General features: G+C 58.8%; 18 protein-coding genes. 5 read left to right on the top strand and 13 right to left on the bottom strand.

Features of this window, described 5'->3' with window-relative positions; all coding sequences use genetic code 11:
- Positions 1-7 precede the first annotated feature (7 nt).
- The 11 genes from HMPREF2547_RS06740 to glf form a co-directional block, all read right to left on the bottom strand.
- Complete coding sequence (locus tag HMPREF2547_RS06740) at positions 8-565, bottom strand: TM2 domain-containing protein (protein ID WP_070605241.1); 558 nt, start codon at positions 563-565, stop codon at positions 8-10.
- Positions 566-777: 212 nt separating this feature from the next.
- Complete coding sequence (locus HMPREF2547_RS06735) at positions 778-1701, bottom strand: cutinase family protein (RefSeq protein WP_049193155.1); 924 nt, start codon at positions 1699-1701, stop codon at positions 778-780.
- 5 nt (positions 1702-1706) lie between these two features.
- On the bottom strand, positions 1707-2195 hold the full coding sequence (locus tag HMPREF2547_RS06730; RefSeq protein WP_016421642.1) for a DUF732 domain-containing protein: 489 nt from the start codon (positions 2193-2195) through the stop codon (positions 1707-1709).
- Positions 2196-2232: 37 nt separating this feature from the next.
- Positions 2233-4344 carry an alpha/beta hydrolase-fold protein gene (locus HMPREF2547_RS06725; protein WP_049193154.1) on the bottom strand — a complete coding sequence of 704 codons (2112 nt, stop codon included), beginning with the start codon at positions 4342-4344 and terminating at the stop codon, positions 2233-2235.
- A 549-nt stretch (positions 4345-4893) separates the two neighbouring features.
- Entirely contained in the window at positions 4894-5937 is a 1044-nt protein-coding gene (locus HMPREF2547_RS06720) for an alpha/beta hydrolase (protein ID WP_049193152.1), read from the bottom strand.
- Positions 5938-6396: 459 nt separating this feature from the next.
- Positions 6397-7416: a decaprenyl-phosphate phosphoribosyltransferase gene (locus tag HMPREF2547_RS06715; RefSeq protein ID WP_049193199.1), complete on the bottom strand. Its 1020-nt coding sequence runs from the start codon at positions 7414-7416 to the stop codon at positions 6397-6399.
- Between the two features lie 29 nt (positions 7417-7445).
- On the bottom strand, positions 7446-8036 hold the full coding sequence (locus HMPREF2547_RS06710; protein ID WP_049190962.1) for a phosphatase PAP2 family protein: 591 nt from the start codon (positions 8034-8036) through the stop codon (positions 7446-7448).
- Positions 8020-10080, bottom strand: a complete 2061-nt coding sequence (locus tag HMPREF2547_RS06705) for a glycosyltransferase (RefSeq protein WP_070605238.1) — start codon at positions 10078-10080, stop codon at positions 8020-8022. The genes HMPREF2547_RS06710 and HMPREF2547_RS06705 overlap by 17 nt, the downstream gene beginning before the upstream one ends.
- A 200-nt stretch (positions 10081-10280) precedes the next feature.
- Positions 10281-11294, bottom strand: coding sequence for an alpha/beta hydrolase (locus tag HMPREF2547_RS06700; protein ID WP_070605235.1), 1014 nt, complete (start codon positions 11292-11294; stop codon positions 10281-10283).
- Between the two features lie 182 nt (positions 11295-11476).
- Positions 11477-12406: an EamA family transporter gene (locus HMPREF2547_RS06695; RefSeq protein ID WP_246819642.1), complete on the bottom strand. Its 930-nt coding sequence runs from the start codon at positions 12404-12406 to the stop codon at positions 11477-11479.
- Positions 12407-12442: 36 nt separating this feature from the next.
- Positions 12443-13639 (bottom strand): UDP-galactopyranose mutase, encoded by a 1197-nt coding sequence (glf, locus tag HMPREF2547_RS06690; RefSeq protein ID WP_070605362.1) that lies wholly within the window; start codon positions 13637-13639, stop codon positions 12443-12445.
- Between the two features lie 330 nt (positions 13640-13969).
- Between glf and HMPREF2547_RS06685 the strand changes: the two genes are divergently transcribed.
- On the top strand, positions 13970-15475 hold the full coding sequence (locus tag HMPREF2547_RS06685) for an N-acetylmuramoyl-L-alanine amidase (RefSeq protein ID WP_070605232.1): 1506 nt from the start codon (positions 13970-13972) through the stop codon (positions 15473-15475).
- 84 nt (positions 15476-15559) lie between these two features.
- The gene (locus HMPREF2547_RS06680; protein WP_070605229.1) at positions 15560-17983 is read left to right on the top strand and encodes an N-acetylmuramoyl-L-alanine amidase; all 2424 of its coding nucleotides are present in this window, start codon (positions 15560-15562) and stop codon (positions 17981-17983) included.
- A gap of 53 nt (positions 17984-18036) precedes the next feature.
- On the opposite strand, the gene HMPREF2547_RS06675 is transcribed toward HMPREF2547_RS06680, so the two are convergent.
- A complete protein-coding gene (locus HMPREF2547_RS06675) occupies positions 18037-18870 on the bottom strand; it encodes a Cof-type HAD-IIB family hydrolase (RefSeq protein ID WP_070437289.1) in 834 nt (277 codons plus the stop codon).
- A 6-nt stretch (positions 18871-18876) separates the two neighbouring features.
- On the bottom strand, positions 18877-20526 hold the full coding sequence (locus tag HMPREF2547_RS06670) for a lysophospholipid acyltransferase family protein (RefSeq protein ID WP_070546507.1): 1650 nt from the start codon (positions 20524-20526) through the stop codon (positions 18877-18879).
- 441 nt (positions 20527-20967) lie between these two features.
- On the opposite strand from HMPREF2547_RS06670, the gene HMPREF2547_RS06665 reads away from it, so the two are divergent.
- From HMPREF2547_RS06665 to glpK, 3 genes are all read left to right on the top strand, one after another.
- Positions 20968-22704: a glycerol-3-phosphate dehydrogenase/oxidase gene (locus HMPREF2547_RS06665; protein ID WP_070605226.1), complete on the top strand. Its 1737-nt coding sequence runs from the start codon at positions 20968-20970 to the stop codon at positions 22702-22704.
- A gap of 249 nt (positions 22705-22953) precedes the next feature.
- Positions 22954-23703, top strand: coding sequence for an MIP/aquaporin family protein (locus tag HMPREF2547_RS06660; protein WP_180950648.1), 750 nt, complete (start codon positions 22954-22956; stop codon positions 23701-23703).
- Positions 23704-23787: 84 nt separating this feature from the next.
- Positions 23788-25344: a glycerol kinase GlpK gene (glpK, locus tag HMPREF2547_RS06655; protein WP_070437295.1), complete on the top strand. Its 1557-nt coding sequence runs from the start codon at positions 23788-23790 to the stop codon at positions 25342-25344.
- The last annotated feature ends 52 nt before the right edge of the window (positions 25345-25396 follow it).

Below are 25396 nucleotides of genomic sequence, written 5' to 3'. Positions count from 1 at the left end.
GAGGCTCCTACGATTGCAGGTGGCGCCCATTTGCGTCATAGGCGTAGGAGCCGCTACCGACGAGAATCAAAATGAACTCGATAAATGCCCAAATGCTGACGCCGATAATGAGGAAGAAGCCAACCAGGAAGATGGCGGTAATCCAGCCGAATACCGTCAGTGCTAGCTGAATAGCACCACGCGAGTTGTGCCCCAAGTAGAAATTGTGAACACCCAGGGTGCCCAGGAAGAAAGCAAGCAGAGCCGCTGCAATCTTGGACTTATCCGAGACAGGGGAACCTGCCACCCCGTAGCCCTGGTGCGGGTTCGGGCCGCCGAAGCCAGCGGAATACGCCGGCGCCTGCTGGTTTGGGTAACCACTCTGATACGGATTCGAGTACCCGTTGTGGAAATTGTGCTGGCTCGGGTCCTGATAGCCCTGCCCCACGTTCGGCTGCTGCGGTGGGTATGGATCCGAGTACGGCATACCGGAGCTGTAAGCACCCGAGCTGTTAGCGAACTTCCCCTTGGACCTCGGCATACCGTCTTCGTCGAAATCTCCATATGGGTTTGTCGGATTCGTCATTGCACCCTACCTTTTCGCCTAGATTTCCCCGGTCATGAACAGCAGTTCCTTGGGCGATAATAACCGGTTCCGTCAGACTGCTTCCTGCAACTTTGTCAATTTCTTTCGAAATTTTAGCGAAACTGTTGTTTTGGAACATTAAACACCAGTTCTTGAGCAAGATTCTAACAGCAAGTCCCCGTCGGGGGCGTCTCGCACATTTCGAGCTGCCTCTACCGCGCCAGCGATTGCTCAATCAGTTCGCGAGCCCAACCCTCAGTCCAGGCCAGCGGAGTCGTCCCCGGAATTGCCACATCATTCGTGGCGTAGGTCGCGTGCGCACCCGCGCCGGTAATCATCTCCTGCGCTCGTGCAATCGCATCGGCCACTCCCGGAGGCACATCACAGAAGGAGTCCGATGGCACGCAGACATTCTGGACCTTGTCATTAAGAGGACCAAAGCCGTCTCGTGGACCGCGCATCGTCGCGCCCGGAACCACAGCCTGCACAATGCCGCCAAGCGGCTGCAATGACAGCTCGACGCCCACACCAGCCAGCGGAACGCCCTGGTTCACGCCCTGATTGGGGTCACGCCGCGGGTCGCCCAACAGAGCCACGCCCGCAATGCGCTCGGCCGGAACGACACCGCGGCCATTGCCGATGTCAGAGGCCAAATCACCTGCAATAGCGGCACCCTGGGAGAAGCCCATCAGGACGAAGTCCGTCAGTGGACACTGCCCGTGCAAGTCAGCCATTTCCTTAGCGGTGACATCGCGCCCGACTGCCTGCGAATCATCGTAAGTGAGTTGGTCGGGCAGCTGATGCGTCTTGATCTGTGCCGGGTACGGCGTAGTCCAGACCTTGACATCACCCTCCGAGTAGGACCCTGAGATCGAGTTCGTCAGGCCAAGCAGCAGCGAATGCGGGTTCGCGGTCGGGGCCATCGGATCATCGTCAGCACGCGATTCCGCAGTTCCGGGCACGGCGATAACTTCTACCGCCGGGCACCACTCGGGTTGTTCGGCCAGAACCCCGCCATCGTCACCGGGGGTCGGTGGGGTTTGACCGCCTTGGTCGTCGTTAAGCCATTGCACTACGCCGAAGCCAATAGCGGCCACCAGCACAATGACCGCCAGAATTGTCAGCACTTTACGCATGAGTGCTAGCAATACGCCTTTTTAGCGGAGCTTGCAATAGTCTTCGCCACTTCTTCGGCGCTTTCCTGTGAGCGCCCCTGGGCGACCAGCTGCCCGGCAATCGCCAGCGCGATGACTTCACGCTCCTCCTCCGGTGCGTCCGCGCATGCCGCGCGACCTGTGCCGATGAGCTGATCCTCCACCCCATCAACATCGATTCCCGCTTTTTCCAGCGCTCCGAGGTATGAATCGTCCGCCTCGCTGAGCTTCATCTGCCCATCGGGCGCTTCGTCCACGCGCTTAGCTTGGGGATCTGTGATCTCCGGCGCAGACTTTTCGCTCGACTTCGGCGCAGAAGTCTTCGTGCTTGACGACGTCGTGGAGGTCTTCGTAGTCGTCGACGAGGTGACCTCCGAAGATTCCACTGTGGAACTGCCACAGGCGGCCACTCCGAAGGTCAGCAGCGCAACAGCTGTGGTTGTAGCCAGTGTCCGGAAGGACTTGTTCATGGACATTTGTCTATCCCTTATTCAGTGCCCTGCTTTGGTTGGCTTACTTGTCATCACCGTTGTCGGCGGCTGGGGCCGGCGCTTCTGGCTTATTGCGCTCTTCGACAATCTTGCCGTTGAGCTGACGAATCCAGCCACCCTCGAACTGCTGCTCAAGACCGCCGGCCTTGACTGGCTGCAGTGGGCCGACCGGGTAGCCGAACGGGCCATTTTCGTAGCCAGTGCTGCCCCAGTGGTCAGTGATGTCGTTGGAGCGCACCGGCTGTGCACCAGTTTCCGGAGTCCAGTAAATGGCACCGTGTTCGAAGCGCTGGAAAGCGCCGCGGGCGAGCTTGACCTCGTCGCCGTCGACAGGCAGACCCAGATCGGACTCAGCGCCACCGAGCTCCTTGTAGACACGGCCGATTTCACCACGCACGATGCGAGGTTCTTCGCCGCCGATCTTGACGATGGTGCCACCCTGGAAGTCCTGGGCGACACCGCCCGGAATATCGCGGTGGTTGGCGACTGGGTAGCCCAGCGGACCGGTCTCGAAGCCGGCCTTGCCCCAGACGTTCATAATGTCGCCGGTGACTTCGTGGGCTCCGCCTTCCGGAGTCCAGTAAATCGAACCCTTTTCGAAGTGAACGAAGCGTCCCGAGCCATCCGGCGTAGCCAGTTCGTTGGTCACTGGGTAGCCGAGCGGCGAGGACGGACCACCGAGCTCGTTGTAACGCGAACCGATGCGCCCCCAGACCACATGTGCCCCGGAATCCGGGTGCCAGTAGGCGGTACCGCCGGTAAAGTCCTGAGCCACGCCATTCTTGGCGACACCATACTCATCCGACAGGCAGGTGCCAATTCCCGGCAGAGATGCAACGGCCTTCTCAATCTCGCCACCTACGCGGCAGACAGCGCCACGATCGGACTCCGGCAACTGCAGTGCATCGGCCAGCGTTGGCCAGGCCTGACTGACCTCGAATTGCCAGTACGGCCAGGTGTGAGTACCCGAGCTCCGGAAGTTCACAACCGGCTCGACGCCCTTTTCGCGAGCATTTCGGATGAAGGTCTCACTGGTCATGCGGGAAAGCACTTCCAATGCGTAACCGGTCGGATTGTCCGGCTTCGTCGGATCGATCTGCGACGGCACGTCCCACTCACCGGTGTTGCCGTTACCCGCCGAGATGTACAGCGACATGCCCTTGAGCTTGTCGATGTTCAGCTTCGGATCATTGTCCTTCCAACGCTGCGAACCGAGCGGGCCCCACATCTTCGTCGCGTCATAGCCACCGGTGTTCTTCATCGCCAGAGAGATTGCCTGCGGCATGCCCGGCGAAGTCATATCCAGGTAACCAGAGAGGCTACCGGCAAACTTCCACAGCTCCGGAGAGTGTGCTGCAACGTTGTAAGCACCGGTAGCTCCCATGGAGATACCGATAATGCCGCGTTCATCGTTGCCGCGGAAGCCGTTGGTGATAACCGGCACGAGCTCCTTAGTAATGAAGCTCTCCCACTTGTAGTTCTGACCGTTATCCGGCTGATCCCAGTCAGAGTAGAAGGACGATGTACCGCCGGCGGGCATAACCACCAGGACATTCTTGTCCTCGTAGAAGCGCTCGATATTGGTAGCGCGAATCCAACCGGAGTAGTCATCAAACGATGCCATACCGTCAAGGTGATAGACGCTCGGGAATGTGCGCTCCTTGTCGCGGTACCAATCGCGCGGCAGCAAAATCTCAACCTGAATTGGCTTCTCCGGCATGGCAGCCGAGCGAATGTGCGCAATGACGTGGTGATCTGTGTACCACTCGACCTTGTCTACGCTGACTCCGCTGGGCAGGTTCGCCACTGCGGGAGTATCGACTTTAAATGGCGTACGCTCCGGCCCTGGCATCGGCTTCGGCATACCCAGGCCAGGTAGCTGCGCACCAGCAGCTTGCGCTGCTTCAGCGGCCTTAGCAAGGTCTCCCAGGTCTTCAGATTGAGCCAACTGCCCCTGAACGGCCTGAAGTTCCTCGTAGCTAGGCAGACCTGGCTGAGCTGGCTCGGGAGCCGCCACTGCAGCAGGGGCACCGAGAGCGAGAGTCAACGGTAGTGCCAAAAGTGCGGTCAACGCCCGCGATGACTTCCGGCTGTTGCCGAGGCCACCACGGAGGAATCTAGCGGTTACGCGCATAAGAGGGCTTCCCTTTACAAAGTCGCTGGTTGAAATTATTTGAGACGTTGAGTGTTGCACCGGCGCCGGTTAGGCACCTGCAGATAGCATCACGCGGCGCTAGAGCTATGCGTTTACCGTTCGGCTTCGCAGAATTACGTGGTGACCAGCAACGTATCCGAAGGTTCCCCTCCTCCGGCGTGCCGCTGCACGAAGAATCTCACACACGTTCTGCGAAACAAACGGTATAGCTACCTGAATAGCTTCACCCTTTACTTTAAGGTTCGACTCTCATGTTTACCCTCTTACGGGTAAAAACCGTGGAGACACACGCAAAAGGAACTGAATTCAAGCTTTGACAGCGCAACTCTTTGCGCCCCTCTGTAGGCCGTTACCCACACCTTCCGCTCAGCATCCAAACCCGGACTCGACACAGAAAAAAGACCAATCCCAACAAAAGGATTGGTCTTTCTTCAAAATTGAGACTTCTTAAGAAGCTAGCCCCTTTAAGAAGTCATCCAGCACCAGCGCTAGGTCAGCGCGCCAGAGCGCCCTGAAATAACTATCGACCTAAAGGCCCAGCGCCCGAAGAATGTGCGGGCGAGCAAGCGCGGCATCACGGCCCCACAGCTCCCACGAGTGGATACCGTTCGGGCTGTAGACAAACTGCGCATTGAGGCCGGCAGCGCGAGCATCCTGCTCAAAGCGCTGCGTCGAAGCGCGGGATACGGACTCCATCACGGCACGCCAGACGGTGTCAGGGAGCTGCGGCACCGGACGGTTCAAAACCTCCGGATCACTCCACAGGCTCTGAACACCCTGGGCGGAGGAAACATACATCGGCAGCCCCTTGAGCTGGTCGAGCAGCATCGAAGGGTCATGGGCCTGGCGTTCCGCCGAAGCCGGAACCGGAAGACCCCACATGCCAGTCGGATTCACTACACCAGTGCTAGCCACCATTGCAGTGGTACCCGTAGCAACTACCTCGTTCGACATCTGGTAGTAACCGGACAGCGAAGTAACATGCTTGAACTGGTCACGGTGGCGGGCTGCCAAAGAAACCGCCGCAGCCGCACCCATGGACAAACCAGCGATTGCGTTGCGGTTCGGGTTGACACCAAACTCACGCTGCAGATAGACCGGCAGCTCCTGAGTCAGGAAGGTCTCCCACTTCTGGATCTTCGGACCCTCAGCAGTCACAGCCGGGGTATTCCAGTCGGTGTAGAAGGAGCCATCGCCAGCAGCCGGCGCAACCAGAGTGATGTTGTCATTGGCGAAGGTCTGAGCAATGTGACCCGACCAAATCCAACCGGACGCGCCCTTATTAAAGCCCCACAGACCGTCGAGCATGTACAGGGACGCATCGCCGCCACCAGTAGCCGCCTTAATCTGAACCGGAATATTGCGGTTCATAGCCGGCGAGAAGACCTGGCAGTACTGAACCCACCAGTTGTATGGATCCCACTCACAGCCTGGACGCAGTCGATCACGGTTTGGATCAGCACTCGCATCCTTCGCGGATGCGAGCATGATGCCACCAAACACCATTGCAACAGCCACAAGGGCAGCTACGACCTTCACCGTGAAGTTACGACTCACTGCAGTAAAGCTCATCGTTCTCCTCTTTACTTTCGGACTTACCTCCGCGCCAGACTTTTCGGAGGCAGTCGCTTACGCGAGCTTTCGCTTTTCTGCTTCCAGTTGTGACGCGACAACTGGAGACCCCACAAAAGAATCTCGAGTATGTAACGATACTCAATCGTTTCCCTACATCCAAGTTTAAATCGTAATCATTCCGTAATATTTCTCACATTTCCCCTCAAAACTATCCACCACAAGGAGAAACAATGTTTACCAGCATGGAATTACAAAATTGTAATTCCGCCCCGACTAATCCGTAGGACTGACTGAGAAACCTAAAACACGCCTACAAGAACCCCAAACACAACGTAAGTATTAGCTAGGCACAAAAAAGCCCATGCACCCCTCGGTGCATGGGCTTTCAGCTACCAACCGAACCCGACTAGAACCCGACGGAAATCGCAGTTCGCTTAAAGGGATAAGAACTGGGAACTACCCCAGAGTCGGGACAGCGTAGACAGCGATGGCAATGGACAGCAGCCACAGGACGGCCAGTGCCTGCAGCGGTCGGTCCTTGAGCGCAATCTCATCCGGGCTTCCCGCATCACCACGGTCAACGTCGGCGGCGAAGCGCAGGATGGCCACAGTGAATGGAACCATCGAGATCTCGTACCAAATAGCCGAAGTCGATGAAGTGCCCGGCGCGCGGCCCATCTCAAAGCCCCACAGCGCGTAGCTCAGCACCACGGCGGTCGCAGCGAGGGTCCACACAAAGCGCAGGTAAGTCGCGGTGTAACCCTGCAACGACTTTCGAATCTTCTTACCCGTGCGCTCTGCCAACAGCAGCTCAGCGTAACGCTTACCGGCTGCCATGAACAGCGAACCAAAGGCGGCAACCAGCAAGAACCACTGGGACAGGTTGATGTTGGCAGCAACACCGCCGGCCATTGCACGCAGCATGAAACCCGAGGACACCAGCGCAATATCAATCACCGGCTGGTGCTTCAGGCCAAAGCAGTAACCGAGCTGCAGTGCAATGTATACAGCCACAACAATTGCTAGCCCCGGCCCCTCAGAGGCAAACCAGGACACCGCAATCGAACCAATAATCAGTGCGACCGCCATAATGTACGCCATGCTCACCGGCAGTACGCCAGCGGCAATTGGGCGGAAGCGCTTGGTTGGGTGCGCCCGGTCAGCTTCAACATCGCGGGCATCATTAATCAGGTAAATCGACGATGCGGCCAAACAGAAGGCCACAAACGCCACCAGGATGTCGACGGTCAGCGTACCGATCGAACGTCCCGAGTCCATGATCTCGTTGCCGGCTGCCAGTGGAGCCGCAATGACCAGGACATTCTTCACCCACTGCTTCGGGCGAAGCGCCTTGATCATGCCGTCCAACAGATTCTTCGGCGGATGCCCCTGCGGGTGCGCAGGCTCATCGATACCGGAAGTGTGCGGCTCGGACCCAATCCTTGATTGAGAAGCTTGCCGCTGGTTGGCCGACACATTGGCCAAGTTGTCGTTCTCCGCCTGTGTCACTGTGCATTCCTTTCCGCAATGGAGGGCTGTCCACCCTGGTTATGCTGCGCCTTTTTCGGCTCGATGACCTTATCACCTATCTTGTCCACCGCAAGAGCAGTGGCTGTACCCAGCGCTGCTCCGAGAGCGACATCGGTTGGGTAATGAACTCCCAGCACCAGGCGGGAGAGCATAATCGCCGGCACGCCCACGGCCGGTGCTGCCGGGTAACCCAACTTTGCAATCCCCACCAGCGCCGCCGTCGTCGACGTCGCGTGCGAGGACGGGAAACTCAGCTTGCTTGGCGTACCAACGCCGATTGCTATACGACGGTCATGGGGACGCGGGCGACGAACAATGCGCTTAAGCACCACCGATGCCGCATGCGAGGTAAAGGCGGCCACACCGACCTTTGCCCAGCTAATGCGTCGCTCCTTATCCACCGCCGCCCCGAGGGCAGCGAGCCCCATCCACCCAAGGGCGTGCTCACCGAAATAGCTCATGGCACGCGCGGTGGGCAGCACACCCGGAACGTCGTTAAGCGTGTGCTGAATATTAACGAGAACGTCGGACTCGCCGAACGGATCGCCTTTAATTTTCGAAGACATTCGCCCAGGCCTTCCTACTGGTCAAATCGTCATAGGCTGCGCGGTAGCGTGCCTGCATTTGCTCGAACCGCTCCTCAACCTGCTTTTGCAGCTCCCAGGATTCTTCCAGCAGAGCCTTGGCCTTGTCGCGGTCACGTTGGCGATACACCACGCCACGGCCGTCAGCGGTGGTGACCGTTGCGCCATCCAGACGCGACAGGGAAAACCAACGCGCCTCCAGCGGCGCCAGGTTTGCCTGCGGCACCGCATGGTGCTCGGAGTTTTCCGGGCGCACGCTGTGAAGCAAACCCTTGGCCAGCCAACCGACCTTCTTCAGCTTGCCCAGACGACCACCGACATCCTTTGTCGGAACCCCCGGAATACCGGAGGGCTTTGGCAGATCGCCTGCGCTCGGCAACACAACCGCGTCGGGGAAGCTCTTGCGCAGGGCATTGATGCGCGGCAGCGAGGACTCGAGAATGTCGAATAGACGCTCGGGGCCTGCCAGGAAGTCCTTCATGGCTTCGTTCTGGATGGCAACAGTGGAGTACTCCAGGCACAGGAGGTGCTTGAAAGTGGCCTTGCGCATGGAACGCACGATACCGGCAGCATCGCCCTCGTACTGAAGAGCCGCGACAATCAAGCGGTTGCGCAGGTGGAAGTACGCCTGCCAGTCAATGGCGTCGTCCTTGTCCGACCAGGCCATATGCCAAATTGCGACGCCCGGCCACGTGGCCGTCGGAAAGCCTGCCTTGCCTGCTCGCAAACCGTATTCGGCATCATCCCACTTAATAAACAGTGGCAGCGGCTGACCGATCGCCTCAGCAGCGACGCGCGGAATCAGACACATCCACCAGCCGTTGAACTCAACATCGATGCGGCGGTGAAGGTCCTTCGAATCGACGACCTCACCGGTTGCGTTGGTGCCATGCTCCCCGCGATCGCGCAGCGGGTGTGCATAAAAGTCGTGGTCATAGTGGACGTGCGGAGCGGAAGTCCACATGAAGTCATGGCGGCCGATGACTTCACCCATCGAGTGCAAGTGGCTGCGCTCCTGCAAGTTCAGCATCTGACCGCCGACCAGCATCGGGGACTTCGCGAACCGGCCGACAGCGACCGCACGCAGAATGGAATCCGGTTCGATGGCGATGTCGTCATCCATGTAGAGAATGAACGGGCTATCGGTCGCACGCTTCGAATCCGAATCCGGACCACCCAGGGCCTCATACATAATGCGGGAGTACCCGCCAGAACCACCGAGATTTCCCTGCGGGAAAATACGCAGGCGGTCACCAAAGTGCTCGGCGACAGCATCGAAGCCCGGCTCGTCTGCCGGGTGCTTAGTGCCCTGATCAGGCATCAAAATAGCATCGATGATGGCATCGACTTCGGGATCCGAGGACAACGCCTCAAGAGCAGCGACTGCGTCGGTCGGACGATTGAACGTCGGGATACCGATAGTGACGCGCCCCTCCGGCGCCGGATGCTCCGTGCCGTCCGGGTACGTCTGGCGCGGTGCCTCGATATCGGAATACCAACCTGCGGAGTGGATTACCACGTCCGTCTCACAGGTGAGGTCGAACCAAATCCAGCCGCCGTCTTCAAATTGCGTCAGCGGTACTGGGATTTCGCAGACGTGCACATCCTTGCCGTCGACCTTGGCTTCCGCGCCTTCAGCCGCCGCACCCAGGTCACCGACAACTTCGCCGGTCACGGCGATGCGCGCACCGTCAATCTTCGAACGGTAGATGTCCACGCGCGCGGTACCGGACAGCTCCAGGCGCAGGACAACATTGTCCAGATTCGTCCACCGGCGCCAGTAGCTGGCCGGAAAAGCATTGAAGTAGGTTTCAAAACTAACTTCATCACCCGCCGGAATGGTGGCTGACGTGCGGGAATGTGCTTGCACACGACCGACATTCGTCTCCGGCTCAACCAAGTAGAGCGAGCGGACATCACGGGGCTCACCCAACTTTGGCAGCAAAATCCGCTGCAGGCGTTCAACGGCAAGGCTTGACGACGTTGTCGGGGTATGTGTCCGCTTTTGTTCAGGCTGTGATGCCATGAGACGTATCAACCACTTTCCGAAAGGTCTACCGGGGGTGTTGCCGCCGATAAGTTACCGACGTTTCTATCTCATAGCATCCTAGTGCCCGTGGCGGATTGCCTCTTGTTGCCACGCTAGCGACAGCCCAGAATGTGAAAGCCCCTACGCGCTGCGGACTATCTGCTGCGCATAGGGGCTTTTTCGTTCAGTTTGTAGTTTTAAGCTCCGAGGAAACCTTCGATGCGGGCCTTGGAGTTCTGGAGGTTACGATCCCAGGTCGGCCAATCGTGGATACCGGTCTGCTCGTATTCAAACGTGGCATCCAGACCGGAGGTACGAGCACGCAACTCAAACTCGCGGGTGGACAAGCGGGACAGCGACTCCAGCGCAACGCCACCGGCCTTCGGGACGACCCGGTAGAGGTTCTTCGGGTCGCGAACCTCATCCGGAACACCATTTGCCGAGGTAATAACCAGATCCAGCCCCTTCATCTTCTCGACGTTCAGGTACGGATCATTGCGGACACGCTCCGCTGACATAGGCGCACCCCACATGTCGAAGGAGCTGTAGCCAGCCGACAGCTGAGCAGCCTCAATTGCAGTGGTCATACCCGGGGCAGTGGTGTGCAGGTAACCGGAGAAGGCAAGAGCCTGACCGAACTGGTCTCGGTGGTTGTATGCCAGCGACAGTGCAGCAGATGCACCCATGGACAGACCTGCAATGGAGTTGCCAGTGCGAGAAATGCCGAACTCACGCTCAAGGTAAACCGGCAGTTCCTGAGTTAAGAAGGTCTCCCACATGTTTACAAACGGACCGTGCACACTAACCGACGGACGCTTCCAGTCGGTGTAGAAGCTACCGCCCCCGCCACCTGGAATAACCAGGTTGACGTTGGATCCCTCAAAAGTACGTGGGGCGTTACCGTGCTCCACCCAGTCTGAGGCATCAGCCGGGCTACGCAGGCCATCTAGCAGGTAGAGAGCCTTGTTACCGCCATTGGCCGAGGCCACAATCTGAACCGGAATATTACGATCCATGGCCGGCGAATAAACCTGGCACTTCTGGGTGAAGTACCGGTACGAATCCCACTCACAACCCGGGCGCAGCGAGCCTCGGTCACCCGCCGCGCTCGCTGCCGGCGCCATGGTCAATGCAGACGCAGCCACAGCTACTGCGGACGCAACGGCTGCAACCTTTCGGCGCCAACCACGGAAAGTAGAGGTGATTTTCACGTGTGCATTCTCCTCACAATGTGCGATTCCCCACGGCCGGTGGGAGCTATCAGGCGTGTTTCCTCTTCAGGGAATTACCTTAAGAAACAGTAAGTCTTCGACAAACTTACCCGCATTCACTGTCGTTTTCCAGCAGAACACGTCGAGACCCCACTTTTCGGCGGGTTCTGGTATCCGCATTTTTACTGCGCAAGCCCCCGCAGCTCGCGCGACTCCCGCGCCCCGCGCCAGGTAATAATCGCGCCAGCCGCCGCGATCAGCACGATGCCCAGCGCCATAGACCAGGTCACTCGGTCACCGGAAAACGCCCAGCCCAGGATTGCACCGATGACCGGGTCCAGTGCAAAGAGCGTGCCGACGACCGCCGCTGAGACAATCCCCGCAGCGATGGTGTCCATCACGTAGGGAATAACAGCGCCAATAAACCCGGAAATAACGATGGTGGCCCACATCGAACCGTCGACAAGCGGTGCAGCGGAAACAGAAAATGGCGCGAGCACGATTGCTGCGACGACCACTGACAGCGCCAGGTCGGGCATGCCGCCGCCCTCGGTGCTGCCCATTCGGGCGGAGAAGAGCGTGTAAGCTCCGAAGAAGATTGCGCCGATTGCGGCGTAACCAATGCCGATAATGTCAAGGTCATTGGAGGGCTGGGCGATCAGGGCAACGCCGATGAAAGCGACGATGGCCCACAGGCGGGAGCGCCACATTTTCAGCCCCAGGAAAGACACGACGCAGGGGCCGAGGAAGTCGATGGTGACGGCGACGCCCTGCGGGAGGCGGGCGATGGCGGCGTAAATCATCATGCTCATCATGCCCATAGCGATGCCGTAGACCACGATGTTGATGGCGCGAGCGCGGGTCATCCCGGACAGCTTTGGCCGGAACAGGACCACCATGATGATGGCGGCGGCAGTCATGCGCAAGCCCGATATGCCCGGCGCGCCGACCGTGGAAAGCATGCCAGTGACCAGCACGGCCGCGGCCTGGGTGCCGAGAGAACCGATGAGAACCAGAATTACGGGAGCCACTGGCAGGGTGAGAAACTTGTTCACACGCTGTAGCAATGGCCCCTGCTGGGGAACTTCGGTTTGGTTTTCTTCGCGCGACACTCGCGCAATACTAGCGCGGGAGCCGCAAGCGGCAAACTAGTGCCCGCGCTCCTGCTGGATTGCTTCGCCGTCGTTGAAGAACGGCGCAATCTTGTTGCCAAACATCGACAGTGCGGAACCGATTGCCATGTGCATGTCCAGGTACTGGTAGGTACCCAGGCGACCACCGAAGAGGACCTTGTTCTCCTGCGCTTCTGCTGCGGCGAGCTTGCGGTAAGCCTCCAGCATCTCGCGATCTTCCGGGGTGTTGATCGGGTAGTAGACCTCGTCGCCATCATCGGCGAAGCGGGAGTATTCCTTAACAATTACCGTCTTGTCCTTGACGTAATCGCGCTCCGGGTGGAAGTGGCGGAACTCGTGGATACGGGTGTACGGCACATCTGCGTCGTTGTAGTTCATCACTGGGGTGCCCTGGAAGTCGCCGGTGTTGACAACCTCCATCTCAAAGTCCAGGGTGCGCCAACCCAGCTTGCCCTCTGCGTAATCGAAGTAGTGGTCCAGCGGGCCGGTGTAGACGACCGGAGCATCCGGGGAGACAGCGCGCAGCTCGTCGCGCACCTCGAACCAGTCAGCGTCGACAACGACGTCAATCTTGTCGGAGGTCACCATGTTTTCCAGCCAGGCGGTGTAGCCGTCGACAGGCAGACCTTCGTAGGTGTCGTTGAAGTAGCGGTTATTAAAGGTGTAGCGAACGGGCAGGCGGGTGATGTTTCCGGCCGGCAGGTTCTTCGGATCCGTCTGCCACTGTTTGGCAGTGTAGTGCTTGACAAAGGCCTCGTACAGCGGGCGGCCAATCAGGGAGATGGCCTTTTCCTCAAGGTTCTTCGCATCCCGCGGATCCAGACCATCGGTCTGATCCTTAATCAGCTGGCGAGCCTCGTCCGGGCTGTAGTACTTGCCGAAGAACTGGTTGATCAGCCCCAGCCCCATCGGGAACTGGTACGCGGTGCCCTTGTACATAGCGAACACCCGGTGCTGGTAGTCGGTGAAGTCGGTGAACTGGTTGACGTAGTCCCACACCCTCTTATTAGAGGTATGGAACAGGTGCGCACCGTACTTGTGCACCTCGATGCCAGTCTCCGGCTCTGCCTCCGAGTAGGCGTTGCCGCCGATGTGGTTGCGGCGCTCGACAACGAGCACGCGCTTGCCCAGCTCATTGGCGGTCCGCTCAGCAACGGTCAAACCGAAGAAACCCGAGCCGACCACGATGAGGTCGTAGGTGTTGTCCTTGATGTCCTGTAGGGACTTCGGAGCAAATTCATTGGCAGTGATGTTCTTTTCGCTACTCACGCCTTAAAACCTATTGCATTTCCATCCGGTTTGCGGGTGTACACGCGGGCTTTACGACGTCCACGTGAGCCCAACCCAACGTTCATTTGGTCACATTATTTGATAATTTTCCCAAAATTAACGGAGAAACACAGATGTCTCACTAGATTTTTTTAGTCACACTGGTAACATCCTCCTCAGAATTTTCTGTTGCTTTGCAACTTTCCTTCCCTTCGACCCCGGGGTAGGCCTCGGGTCGATAACCCTGTACCCCATTTTTTTGGAGCTTTTACCGTGCCAACTCGCCGTCGCATCAATGCCCCGTCGATGGGCCGTCGCACCTTCCTCTATGGACTGGCAGCAACTACTGCCGCAGCTCCGCTAGCAACATGGGGTATTCGCCAGGCCCCTACCCTGGTTGAAAGCCCAGGCGCCGGCCCCATCGCGGCCAAGATTTCGACATCGCCGCTGGTTGACGCTGTCACGATGATGATTGACGACGCAGCCGTCGGCACGCATGCCATTACCGATGCCCTGCACCCGCTTCGCGGATTCGTGAAGGACATCACCCGCGACGAACCGTTCTCCCAGTTCGCCCTGACCTGGCCGGGCGATGACAATCTGCAGCTGTACGTTCGCGCCGAGCGTGAAGACGGCAGCTTTGGCCCGTGGTTCCACGCTGATTCACACGGTCCGATGAATAACTCCGGACAGTCCGGCACCGAGCTGCTGTTCGTTGAGCCCACCAGGCGCGTGCAGGTGTCGACTGTCGGACTGAACCTCCTCGAGGGCCTAGATCCACGCAACATCATTGGTATCGACAATCTTGACCCCGCAACCATCGGCGGTTCCCTGCAGGACCTCGTCAGTGCTACGGCCGCGTTGTCCCTCAACGCTGTCCAGGCAGTTTTCATCGACGGCGTAGAGCAGGTCGGCGAGGTTATTCAGCCAGTTGCGTACGAGTCGTCGATTGCCGGTGCGCCAAATGTAATCAGCCGTGCAGCGTGGGGCGCAGATGAGTCCATCCGCAGCGGTTCGAGCTCCTACAGCACTTTCAAGGGCGCGTGCATCCACCACACCGCGGGTTCCAATAACTACTCAGAGTCGCAGGGACCAGCCATTGTCCGAGGCATTTACGCCTACCACGCAAAGACGCTGGGCTGGGGCGATGTTGGCTACAACGCGTTGGTCGATAAGTACGGCAACATCTACGAGGGGCGCTACGGCGGCCTGGACAAGAACATCGAGGGCGCACACGCAGGTGGCTTCAACAACGGCACCTTCGGTATCTCGGTGATGGGCAACCACGACCAGCTGGAGATTCCGGATGCGGCCGTCACCGCACTCGGCGAGATGGTCGGCTGGCGCATGAAGGTCGGTGGCGTCGATCCGATGTCCACCGCCGCACTGACCAGCGCCGGCTACTCGAAGGCACGCTACAGCTCCGGCCAGACCGTGAACCTCCCGGCCATCTTCGGTCACCGCGACACCGGCTACACCTCCTGCCCGGGCACCTTCGGCTACCAGCAGATGGATGCCATCCGCGCTGCAGCCAAAGCCAAGTTTGATGGTGCCGGTGGAGCGGATATCGCCGGCCGCTCGACGGATCCGAACAACCAGGACGGAGAGGCCGCCAGCATTCCGCCGATTCCGGGCACCGGCGAGTCGGGCGACAACGGCGGTTCCCTCGGAAACGTGGAAACGCCCACGCCAGGCGAGGTTGTTGGTGAGTTTCTAACTGAATCCCTGCCAACCAACCCTGCCGAAGCTACGCAGACCTGGTTCGCACCTCAGAACTAACCCCCCGCTTATCTAATCCAGGCATAACCACATCACATTTGTGGTGTAACACCAGATTTTCGCAATCACCCAGGAGTTATTACCGTGTTTAGTCGCCGCCGCATCAATCGCCGCGCAGGTGCCAAGCAATCCTTGGTACTCGCTGCCGTGGCGACCCTTGCCCTGACACCCGTTGCCGTTGTCGGCGCAGGTGCCGCTTATGACCTCATTGAGGAAAACGGCGCCGGCCCCATCGACCCGGTTGTCCAGAGCAAGTCGCTTGCAGACAGCGTCTCCGTTCTCGTCGAAGATGCAGCAATCGCAACGCAGTCGCTTGCCGACGAAGCTCATCCCAACCGCGGTGTCGTCAAGGAAATTACCTCCGATACTGAGTTTTCCCAGTTTGCGCTGACGTGGGCCGGTGACCCTGATATCGCCAGCTTCGTCCGCGCCGAGCGAGCAGACGGCTCCTGGTCCGACTGGTTCAGCGTTGACCCGGACTACCCCGCTGAAGGCAATGGCAACGGCCTGAACGGAACGGAGCTCATCTACATCGAGCCAACCAAGCGCGTTCAGGTTTCCACCCACGGACTTAACATCTTCGGTCCGGGTTCCGGCGTGGATCTGAAGGACATCAAGGGCGCTGAGAAGCTGGATTTGTCCAAGCTCAACCTCGACGAGATTAATGCCGAGGGCGCCAAGAAGGCCGTGGAGGATGCAAAGGATTCCGCTACGGATGCGGCCAAGGATGTCGCCGATACCGCTTCCGACTACCAGCAGACTCCGGATGCAGCTCCTGAGGACGCACTCGATGACCCGACCGCTCCGAGCGCTAACGACGCTGCAGGTCTGGACTCGCCGAACCTCCCAGTGAAGTGGACGGATATCGAGCCAGTCGCCGATGAACTGCCAATCGACCAGGTCGACGCAGTGCTTATTGACGGCCAGGCTGCCGCATCCGGCATCGACCCAATTGTGGACGCCAAGAATGTCACGGGCATGCCGAAGGTCATTACCCGTGCCGGCTGGGGTGCCAACGAGAATAACCGCTGTAAGGGCGCGGACTACGACAGCAAGCTTGTCGGTGCCACCGTGCACCACACCGCTGGCTCAAACAACTACACCGAGAGCCAGTCCGCTGGTATCGTCCGCGGTATTTACCAGTACCACGCACAGACTCTGGGCTGGTGCGACATCGGATACAACGCCCTGGTCGACAAGTACGGCAACATCTTCGAGGGCCGCTACGGTGGCCTGGATAAGAATGTCCAGGGCGCTCACGCAGGTGGCTTCAACACCGGTACTTTCGGCATCTCCATGATGGGTAACTACACTTCGGTTGCTCCCAGTGAGGCTGCACTGAACTCGGTGGGCAACATGATTGGTTGGCGTCTGAAGGTCGCCGGCGTCAAGCCGGCCGGCCAGATTCAGATGACTTCGGGTGGCACCAGCTACTCCAAGTATGGTTACGGCAAGCAGGTCACTCTGCCGACCGTCTTCGCGCACCGCGATGTTGGTAACACCACCTGCCCAGGTGATGCTGGCTACGCCCAGTTGGGCAAAATCCGCTCGATTGCCGAGAAGAAGTACAACAGCCTGACCAGCGGAAAGATTGACAATGAGGGTCCAGATGGCTTGATTGACCTCCTCGTTCCGCAGGATGAAAAGGGCGATAAGACCGCCGAAGACGCAGATTCGCAGTCGACCGAATCGACCGAGTCGAGCACGTCGACCTCGACCACTTCGACCACCTCGGCATCCACGGGTACGTCCACGACCTCGTCCTCCGAGAAGTCCTCGAGCGCATCGAGCACCACTTCGTCGACAACGTCGAGCTCCGACTCGACCACCTCGGGTACTTCGAATACCTCGGAGCCAACCGACGCCACGAACACCAGTGGCACTGCTACGGCTGACTCCTCCGCACCGTCGGCAAGCGAGCAGAGCAACTCCTCCTCGCCGAGCGCATCCGACGAGCAGCAGAAGGCACAGGCTCTGGAGACAGTCTCGGGTGCACGTTCGATGCTGGCCTCGGCGCTGGGCATGCTCGGCGCACCGGGGCTCGGACAGACCGCCGATGCGATTCTGGGTGCCGTTGGACGCTCCATTGAAAACGGCCCATCGATTGCTGACCTGCCGGTACTGATTGACAAGATCATCACTATCAATGAGCAGAACGACCTGGCTGCCGAATGGCGCCAAGTTTCCGAGGAAATGGGCTCCGTTCTCGGTTACGCAATGTCCGGCATCCAGAGCGGTTCTACCGTAGCGAACAATGCTGGCCAGGCCGATGCCCTGCGCTACGTGAAGTTCTCCAACGGCGTAATCACCGACTCCGACACCACCGGCGCGCACGCTATCTGGGGCAAGATTGCTGATGAGTGGGCCCGCCAGGGCTTCGAGGTCGGCAAGCTGGGTGCCCCGACGAAGACCCAGGTGGTCGATGGAAACATCGAGCGCGCTGAGTTCCAGAACGGCTCAATCACCTTCGACCGCACCACCGGCGAAGTCAAGACCGAGCTGAAGTAAACGCTGTCGAGCGCTGGGTGAGCTAGCTGGCGCGAGGAAACCCTCGAGGCTAGCTAGAACCAGCGCTCCAGCACACGAGCAACACCGTCATCATCATTGGTGGCGGTGATTTCGTCTGCAATCTCCTTGACGTTGTCAGCCGCATTGCCCATGGCCACACCCGTGCCCGCCCACGACAGCATCTCGATATCGTTCGGCATGTCACCGAAGCAGACCACATCTTTCGCGGTCGCTCCGACCAGTTCAGATACGTATTCAAGCCCGGCGCGCTTAGTCACGCCCGGCGCGGACACCTCCAAAAGCCCGTCCGGCATGGAGTAGGTCACGTGCGCCAGGCTCGCGTCAATTGCGGGGGCGACCAGTTCATATAGCTGGGCACTGTTCACATCTGAGTTTCGCAGTAAGAGTTTCGTCGCGGGTTCTGACAACACGGCCTCTTCAGCAAGCTCACCGTGCTCATCCGATTCCCACGCATGATCATAGGACGGTGCCACCACAAAAAGCTCATCGATGGCGTCATTCGCCGATGTCCCAGCGCGCTCTGCCGCAATGCCGATTCCACCGATGGATCGCGTCGCTTCGCGCGCATGCTTAACGACGTATCGCAGCGTCTCTGGCTTCAGTGTGTTGGCGGCAACTACTTCATCACGGCCGGAGTCGTAAATCACGGCGCCATTGGCGCACACGCACAACGGCTGAACCGGCAGCTGCTCGAGCACTGGCTGCAACCACCGGGCCGGCCTTCCCGTGGCCAGCACCAACGGGGTGCCGCGGCGTAGCATTCGCGTGACGGCCTGTCGCAGGCGGGGAGTTACCCGCTCCCGCGAGTCGATGAACGTCCCGTCAATATCCGAAGCTACGAGTAGTGGATGTAGTCTCTCGGTCACTTCGAACTACTTGCCGTCCTCACTGTTGTCATCTTCACCGTCATCGCAAAACCGGTCGTGCAACAACTGCAGCGTTGTGGCTACTCCCCCATGCTCGACAGTGTCAATTACCCAGTCCGCGTTCTTCAGCAAGGCCCAGTCCGCATCGGCCATAACTACCGGCATGCCGACACGCTGTGTAGCTTCCTCAAAGTTCGAGCGACCGGCGAAAAGAATCGCGGTTTCTTCCTTGCGAGCCTGCTTGCGCAGCGTGCTAACCACCGCATTTGTGACGTCCAGCTTGCTGGCGCCCTCCGGAAGTTCCACGACCTGCAGGTCAACCGATTCCAAAGCCGATAGATTCGGCTTATCTCCCGACTCGTGCAGAACAACGATTGTGGCTCCGACATCACCGAGCTGCTGCAAGGCCTTGATAGTTTCTTCGCTAATTGTGCCCGCGTCGTCGGCAAGCGATGCGGGGTAATCGAAGATAAACGTCTCCGGCTGAGCGGCGATGAGCCTGTTCAAGCGCTGTGGAAGCTTGTCGCGAATCATCATCGACTGGCCGATAAGACGGTAAACGGTCTGCTGCGTCTGTTCAACACCAGAGGCGGAGGCCTTCTCGAGCTGCACGTACGCTTCGCGGAACGTCACACGCATCGAATCCGTGGCAGTACGCACGGACTCCTTGCTCTCCTTGGCGCCGGCGACGACATCATCAGCCATCTGTTCCACAGACTGACGGAACTGCGCCAACAGCGCGGTCGTCTGTTCCCTTCGACGAGCAGACTCCGCGCTCATCGTGTGCGAGGCATCGAGGAACTGCTGCCTGGTCTGATCGCCGAACTCACGCGCACTATCGCCGAATTCACGCGCCGACTCGGCTAGCTTTTCCTTGAATGCGGCCAGGTCACCGCGCAAATGACGGATACGCTGACGCTCTTCTTCGACTTTCAGGTCCTCTGCCTGGGCCTCTTCGAAAGTCGGTGCGCCGCCGCCAAGGCGAGCCGGTACCCAGTAGGCGCCCTTCGGCAGCGGACCTTCTTCAGCTGCGTACTCGTCCCAGAGCTGACGGACACCCTGATCCATGATTTCGTGTAGCTTTTCGGTGGCCTCTGCCGGATCGCCCTCCGGGGTCCACGGCGGCAAAACCGTAATATGAATCGGAGTATTACTGCGACCGAGATGCTTGGGGTGCCCCTTCGTCCACACGCGCTGGGATCCCACAATCAGCACTGGGATGATGGGCTTGCCGGTGCGCTGCGCCATACGCACCGCACCCGACTTCAGATTCTTGACTTCAAAGCTGCGCGAGATAGTCGACTCCGGGAAGATGCCTACCAACTCGTCGTTTTCCAGCTTTGCGCAGGCCTCTTCGAAAGACTTGGAGCCGTCGGTGCGGTCGACCGGAATGTGCTTACAAGCACGCATGATTGGGCCTGCAATCGAATGGTCGAAAACTTCCTTCTTCGCCATAAAACGGACAAAACGACGATGCTTGCGGAATGGAAGACCGACATAGGTGAAGTCCATGTATCCGGTGTGGTTAGTAACGAGAACGGCGCCAGAGTCTTTCGGCACGTTTTCCCAGCCCTTAACGGTGAACTTCAAACCTTGGGCAAAGAAGACGGTGCGCGCCAATCCGATAATCGTTAAGTACACAGGATCCTTGAACATGGCCTTTACTCTACAATCTTTCGCACCCCTTAGCGGGGCGATATGTACTGGTATCTGAGACCCATGAATAAATGTCGTTACAGGCTCATATTCATGTGTAAATGCGAGCGCAGTTCCAGTCATCGCCTCTCATATACGCCACACGCCCGCCGTGCACCCATTGCCCACCCATCAGCCATCTTTGATACCCCCATTATGGGGGTTTCATTGCCAGCCGACTTTCAGTCTAAAAGTGGAAAACCTCTATTAACATAGCCATCTACCTGCGGAAAATCGGACAACATTACTGGCGCGATTTTCGTGACTTTTTGCCCCATTATTTATATCTACGTAACCGTAGGTTGGCGCTCACAAGTAAGCCGAGTTTTGGTAACCTGAGCCGTGAGCCGAGAAATTCTCTTCGACGAAAAAATCAACGCCCCCACCGGGAAGGATTGGAAAATGTCGTCCTCTTCATCTCTCGCCCCATCTGCAGTTCTGAACAAGGAACAGCATGAAAAGACCTGGGAGAAATTCGGTACCGAGCAATACGACGTCGTCATTATCGGCGGCGGTTCTGTAGGCGCTGGCGCTGCGCTCGATGCCGCAACCCGTGGTTTGAAGACTGCGGTCATTGAAACTCGTGACTTCGCAGGCGGCACCTCTAGCCGCTCCTCAAAGATGTTCCACGGCGGTCTGCGCTACCTGCAGATGTTGGACTTCCGCCTGGTAGCTGAATCCCTGCGCGAGCGCGAACTGTCCATGTCGCATCTGGCACCGCACCTGGTTAAGCCACTGCGCTTCGTCTTCCCTCTGACTCACCGCGTATGGGAGCGTCCGTTCATGGCATCGGGCTTCTTCCTTTACGACGTCATGGGTGGCGCCAAGCAGGTTCCGATGCAGAAGCACTACTCCCGCAAGGGAACCCTGAAGCAGGCTCCGGGCCTGAAGGAAGATGCCGTGGTCGGCGGCGTTCGCTACTACGACACTCTGGTTGACGATGCCCGTCACACCATGACTGTCCTGCGCACCGCTGCTCACTTCGGCGCTGACGTCCGCACCTCCACCCAGGTTGTCGACTTCGTGAAGGAAGGCGAGCGCATCGTCGGCGCGAAGCTCCTTGACACTGACACTGGCGCGACCACCACTATCCGCGGCAACGTTTTCGTCAACGCCACCGGCATTTGGTCCGATGAGATTGAGAAGCTGGCTGGCGTCACCGGCAAGTTCCGCGTCCACACCTCCAAGGGTGTCCACATTGTTATTCCGAAGTCCGCTCTTGAGGGCTCGGTGGCAATGACCTTCGTGACTGAGAAGTCCGTCCTGTTCGTTATCCCGTGGGGTGAGTACTGGATTATCGGTACCACCGACACCGACTGGACCATGAACCTGGCAAACCCGGCAGCTACCCGCGCTGACATCGACTACATCCTCGATCACGTCAACGCCAAGGTTCGTCGTCCGATTACTTACGACGACATCGTCGGTGTCTACTCGGGTCTGCGTCCACTGGTGGAAGGCGACTCCGACTCCACCACTAACCTCTCCCGTAACCACGCTGTTGCCCACGTTGCTCCGGGCATGGTCTCCGTCGCAGGCGGTAAGTACACCACCTACCGCGTCATCGGCGCCGACACCATTGACGCTGCAGTCCAGGATGTTCCACGCAAGGTACCAGAGTCCGTCACCGCTGATGTCCCGCTGCTCGGTGCCGATGGCTACCACGCACTGAACAACCAGAAGCCAGCGCTGGCCAAGCAGTTCGGTATCACCGAGAAGCAGGTCGAGCACCTGCTCAACCGCTACGGCTCCCTTATCTACGAGGTTCTGGCTCCGGCAGCTGAGGACAAGTCCCTGCTCGAGCCACTGGAGGCCGCTGAGCAGTACATGCGCGCTGAGGTCCTCTACGCAGTGACCCACGAAGGCGCAAAGCACCTCGACGACATCCTGGAGCGCCGCCTGCGTGTCTCCATGGAGTACGCACACCGCGGTGTCGACAGCGCCCGGGCCACCGCTGAACTGGTTGCCCCAGCTCTGGGTTGGGACAAGGATACGATGGAGAAGGAGATTAAGGTCTTCATCGAACGTGTCGAAGCAACCCTGGCAGCTGAACGTGAGCTGACTGACAAGGCCGCTAACGAGATTGCTGCTCATGCAGTGGAAACTCGCGCGGACGTCGACGTCAGCCTCGACCGCTAGTTCATTTCCCACCCTCCCCTAGGTGGCCATACGAGTTAGCTCTTGAATGGCCACCAGCGCTGTAGCCACAACGAAATAGCTTCCTTCTCGGGAAAACGGCTTCGCACTTCAAAGGGCTGATGGGGTCGAAATAAAAGTGCCGGCGAAAAATAGTTTCTCGCCGGCATTTCTTATACCTAAAGAATTCTACGTTGCAAGATTCATCGTGACCTTGCCCGGTCACGACTCACAGAGAGTTTTCTACATCTCATGGAGACAATCACAGGATCCCAGGCATTCCTCTGGGAGTTTTTCGGAACCGCCATTCTGATTCTGCTCGGTAACGGAGTCTGCGCCTCTATCAACCTCCGGACTACCCGCGCTGCAAATGCAGGCTGGTTGGGCATTGCCTTCGGTTGGGGTATGGCCGTTTTCGCTGGCGCATCTATTGCTGACGTATCCGGCGGGCACTTGAACCCAGCGGTAACCGTTGCCCTGGCAGTCAAAGGCAGCCTGGCTTGGAGCCTGGTCCCCTACTATGCCGCAGGTCAGCTGTTGGGCGCATTCGTAGGTGCAATCCTGGCATGGGCCGCGTTTAAGCAGCTGTTCGATGCCAATGGCGTTGACGACAACGGCAATCCGACCAATGCGAATGCCGAAACTGGTGGCAACTTCTTCACCGCGCCGGTTCATCCAAATAACTTTTGGAATGCCGTCACCGAGTTCATCGCGACCTTCGTTCTGCTCGCATTCATCCTGTTCGGCCCAGCCGGCGGCGAGCTTGGCCCGCTGACCTACTTCGGTGTCTCGTTCATCATTGTGTCGATTGGTCTTTCCCTTGGTTCCCCGACTGGATACGCTATCAACCCGGTTCGTGACCTCGGCCCCCGTTTGGCCTACGCTTTCGTGCTCCCGATCAAGGGCAAGGGCGATGCGAACTGGGCATATGCATGGGTTCCGATTGTCGCACCGATGCTGGCAGCCGTGGCTGCAGGCGCTCTTGCCTTTGCCATCGGATAACGGGAATATGAGAGTAAACGCACAATAAAATAGCGCAAGTCCGAAAACTCACATTTACACACAATTTCGCTAGGAGTATCCCCCATGATGCACAGCAAATATGTCCTCGCCATTGACCAGGGAACTACTTCCACCCGCTGCATCATCTTCAACCATGACGCAGAGATCGTCACTGTCGCCCAGATGGAGCACAAGCAGATCTTCCCGGAAGAGGGCTGGGTCGAGCACGATGCCCAGGAGATTTGGACCAACACCCGTCGCGTAGTCAGTGAAGCTCTCGCTGATGGCGACATCTCCTCCCAGGACATTGAGGCAATCGGTATCACCAACCAGCGCGAAACCACTGTCGTCTGGGACAAGAACACTGGTGAACCGGTCTACAACGCCATCGTCTGGCAGGACACCCGCACGAACACCATCTGTAAGGAGCTCATGGGGGATGAAGGCGCGGACCGCTGGCGTGAGACCACGGGCCTGCGTATCAACTCCTACCCGGCTGGACCAAAGGTACGCTGGATTCTCGACAACGTCGAGGGCGCTCGCGAAAAGGCTGAGGCTGGCGACCTACTCTTCGGCACTATCGACACCTGGCTGCTGTGGAATCTCACCGGCGGCGCAGAGGGCGACAACGGCGAATCTGCAGTTCACGCAACGGACGTCACTAACGCATCCCGTACTCTCCTGATGGACCTCAAGACCCTCGAGTGGGATGAGGACATTTGCCGTGAGATTGGCATTCCGATGTCGATGCTGCCGGACATCCGCCCGTCGGTAGGCGACTTCGGCCGCGTTCGCGCCCGCGATGCGCTGTCCGGCCTGCCCATTACAGGTATTCTCGGCGACCAGCAGGCCGCCATGTTCGGCCAGGGCTGCTTCGGCGAGGGCGACACCAAGAACACCTACGGCACTGGCCTGTTCATGCTGATGAATACCGGCGAGAACCCGAAGTGGTCCGAGCACGGCCTCATCTCCACCGTCTGCTACCAGGTCGAGGGCGAGAAGCCGGTCTACGCTCTCGAGGGTTCGGTCTCCATGGGCGGCGCACTTGTTCAGTGGCTGCGTGACGAGCTGCAAATGATTCCAAATGCCGCTTCCATCGAGAACAAAGCAAAGAGTGTCAAGGACAACGGTGGCGTGTACATCGTGCCGGCATTCTCCGGTCTCTTCGCTCCTCGTTGGCAGCCGGACGCCCGTGGCGTCATCGTCGGCCTGACTCGCTTCGTTAACCGCAACCACATCTCCCGCGCTGTGCTGGAGGCTGCTGCGTACCAGACCCGTGAGGTTCTCGATGCCATGGTCGCAGAATCCGGCACGGACATCACGACGCTGAGCGTTGATGGCGGCATGACCATGAACGAGTTCCTCATGCAGTTCCAGTCCGACATCCTAGATGTCACTGTCACGCGCCCGAACAACATTGAAACCACTGCTCTCGGCGCTGCATATGGTGCAGGTCTGGGCGTTGGCTTCTGGTCGAGCTTGGATGAGGTCAAGGCCCACATCACGATTGACAAGAAGTGGCGTCCGAAGATGGAGGCCGAAGAGCGCGATCGCCTGTTCCACCAGTGGAACCGTGCCGTTGAACGCACCTACGGCTGGGTCGAGGATACCGATGCTGAGGAGGCACCGAAGCCTGAATAAGCCCTCGTAAGAGCCTAAAAATGGCTCGGAAAACCGATTCGGTTTTCCGAGC

This window comes from Corynebacterium sp. HMSC055G02, from assembly GCF_001809065.1.
GTDB lineage: Bacteria > Actinomycetota > Actinomycetes > Mycobacteriales > Mycobacteriaceae > Corynebacterium > Corynebacterium jeikeium_D.
Note: the sequence above shows the minus strand (reverse complement) of the source record. Positions and strands in the feature narration are given on the sequence as shown.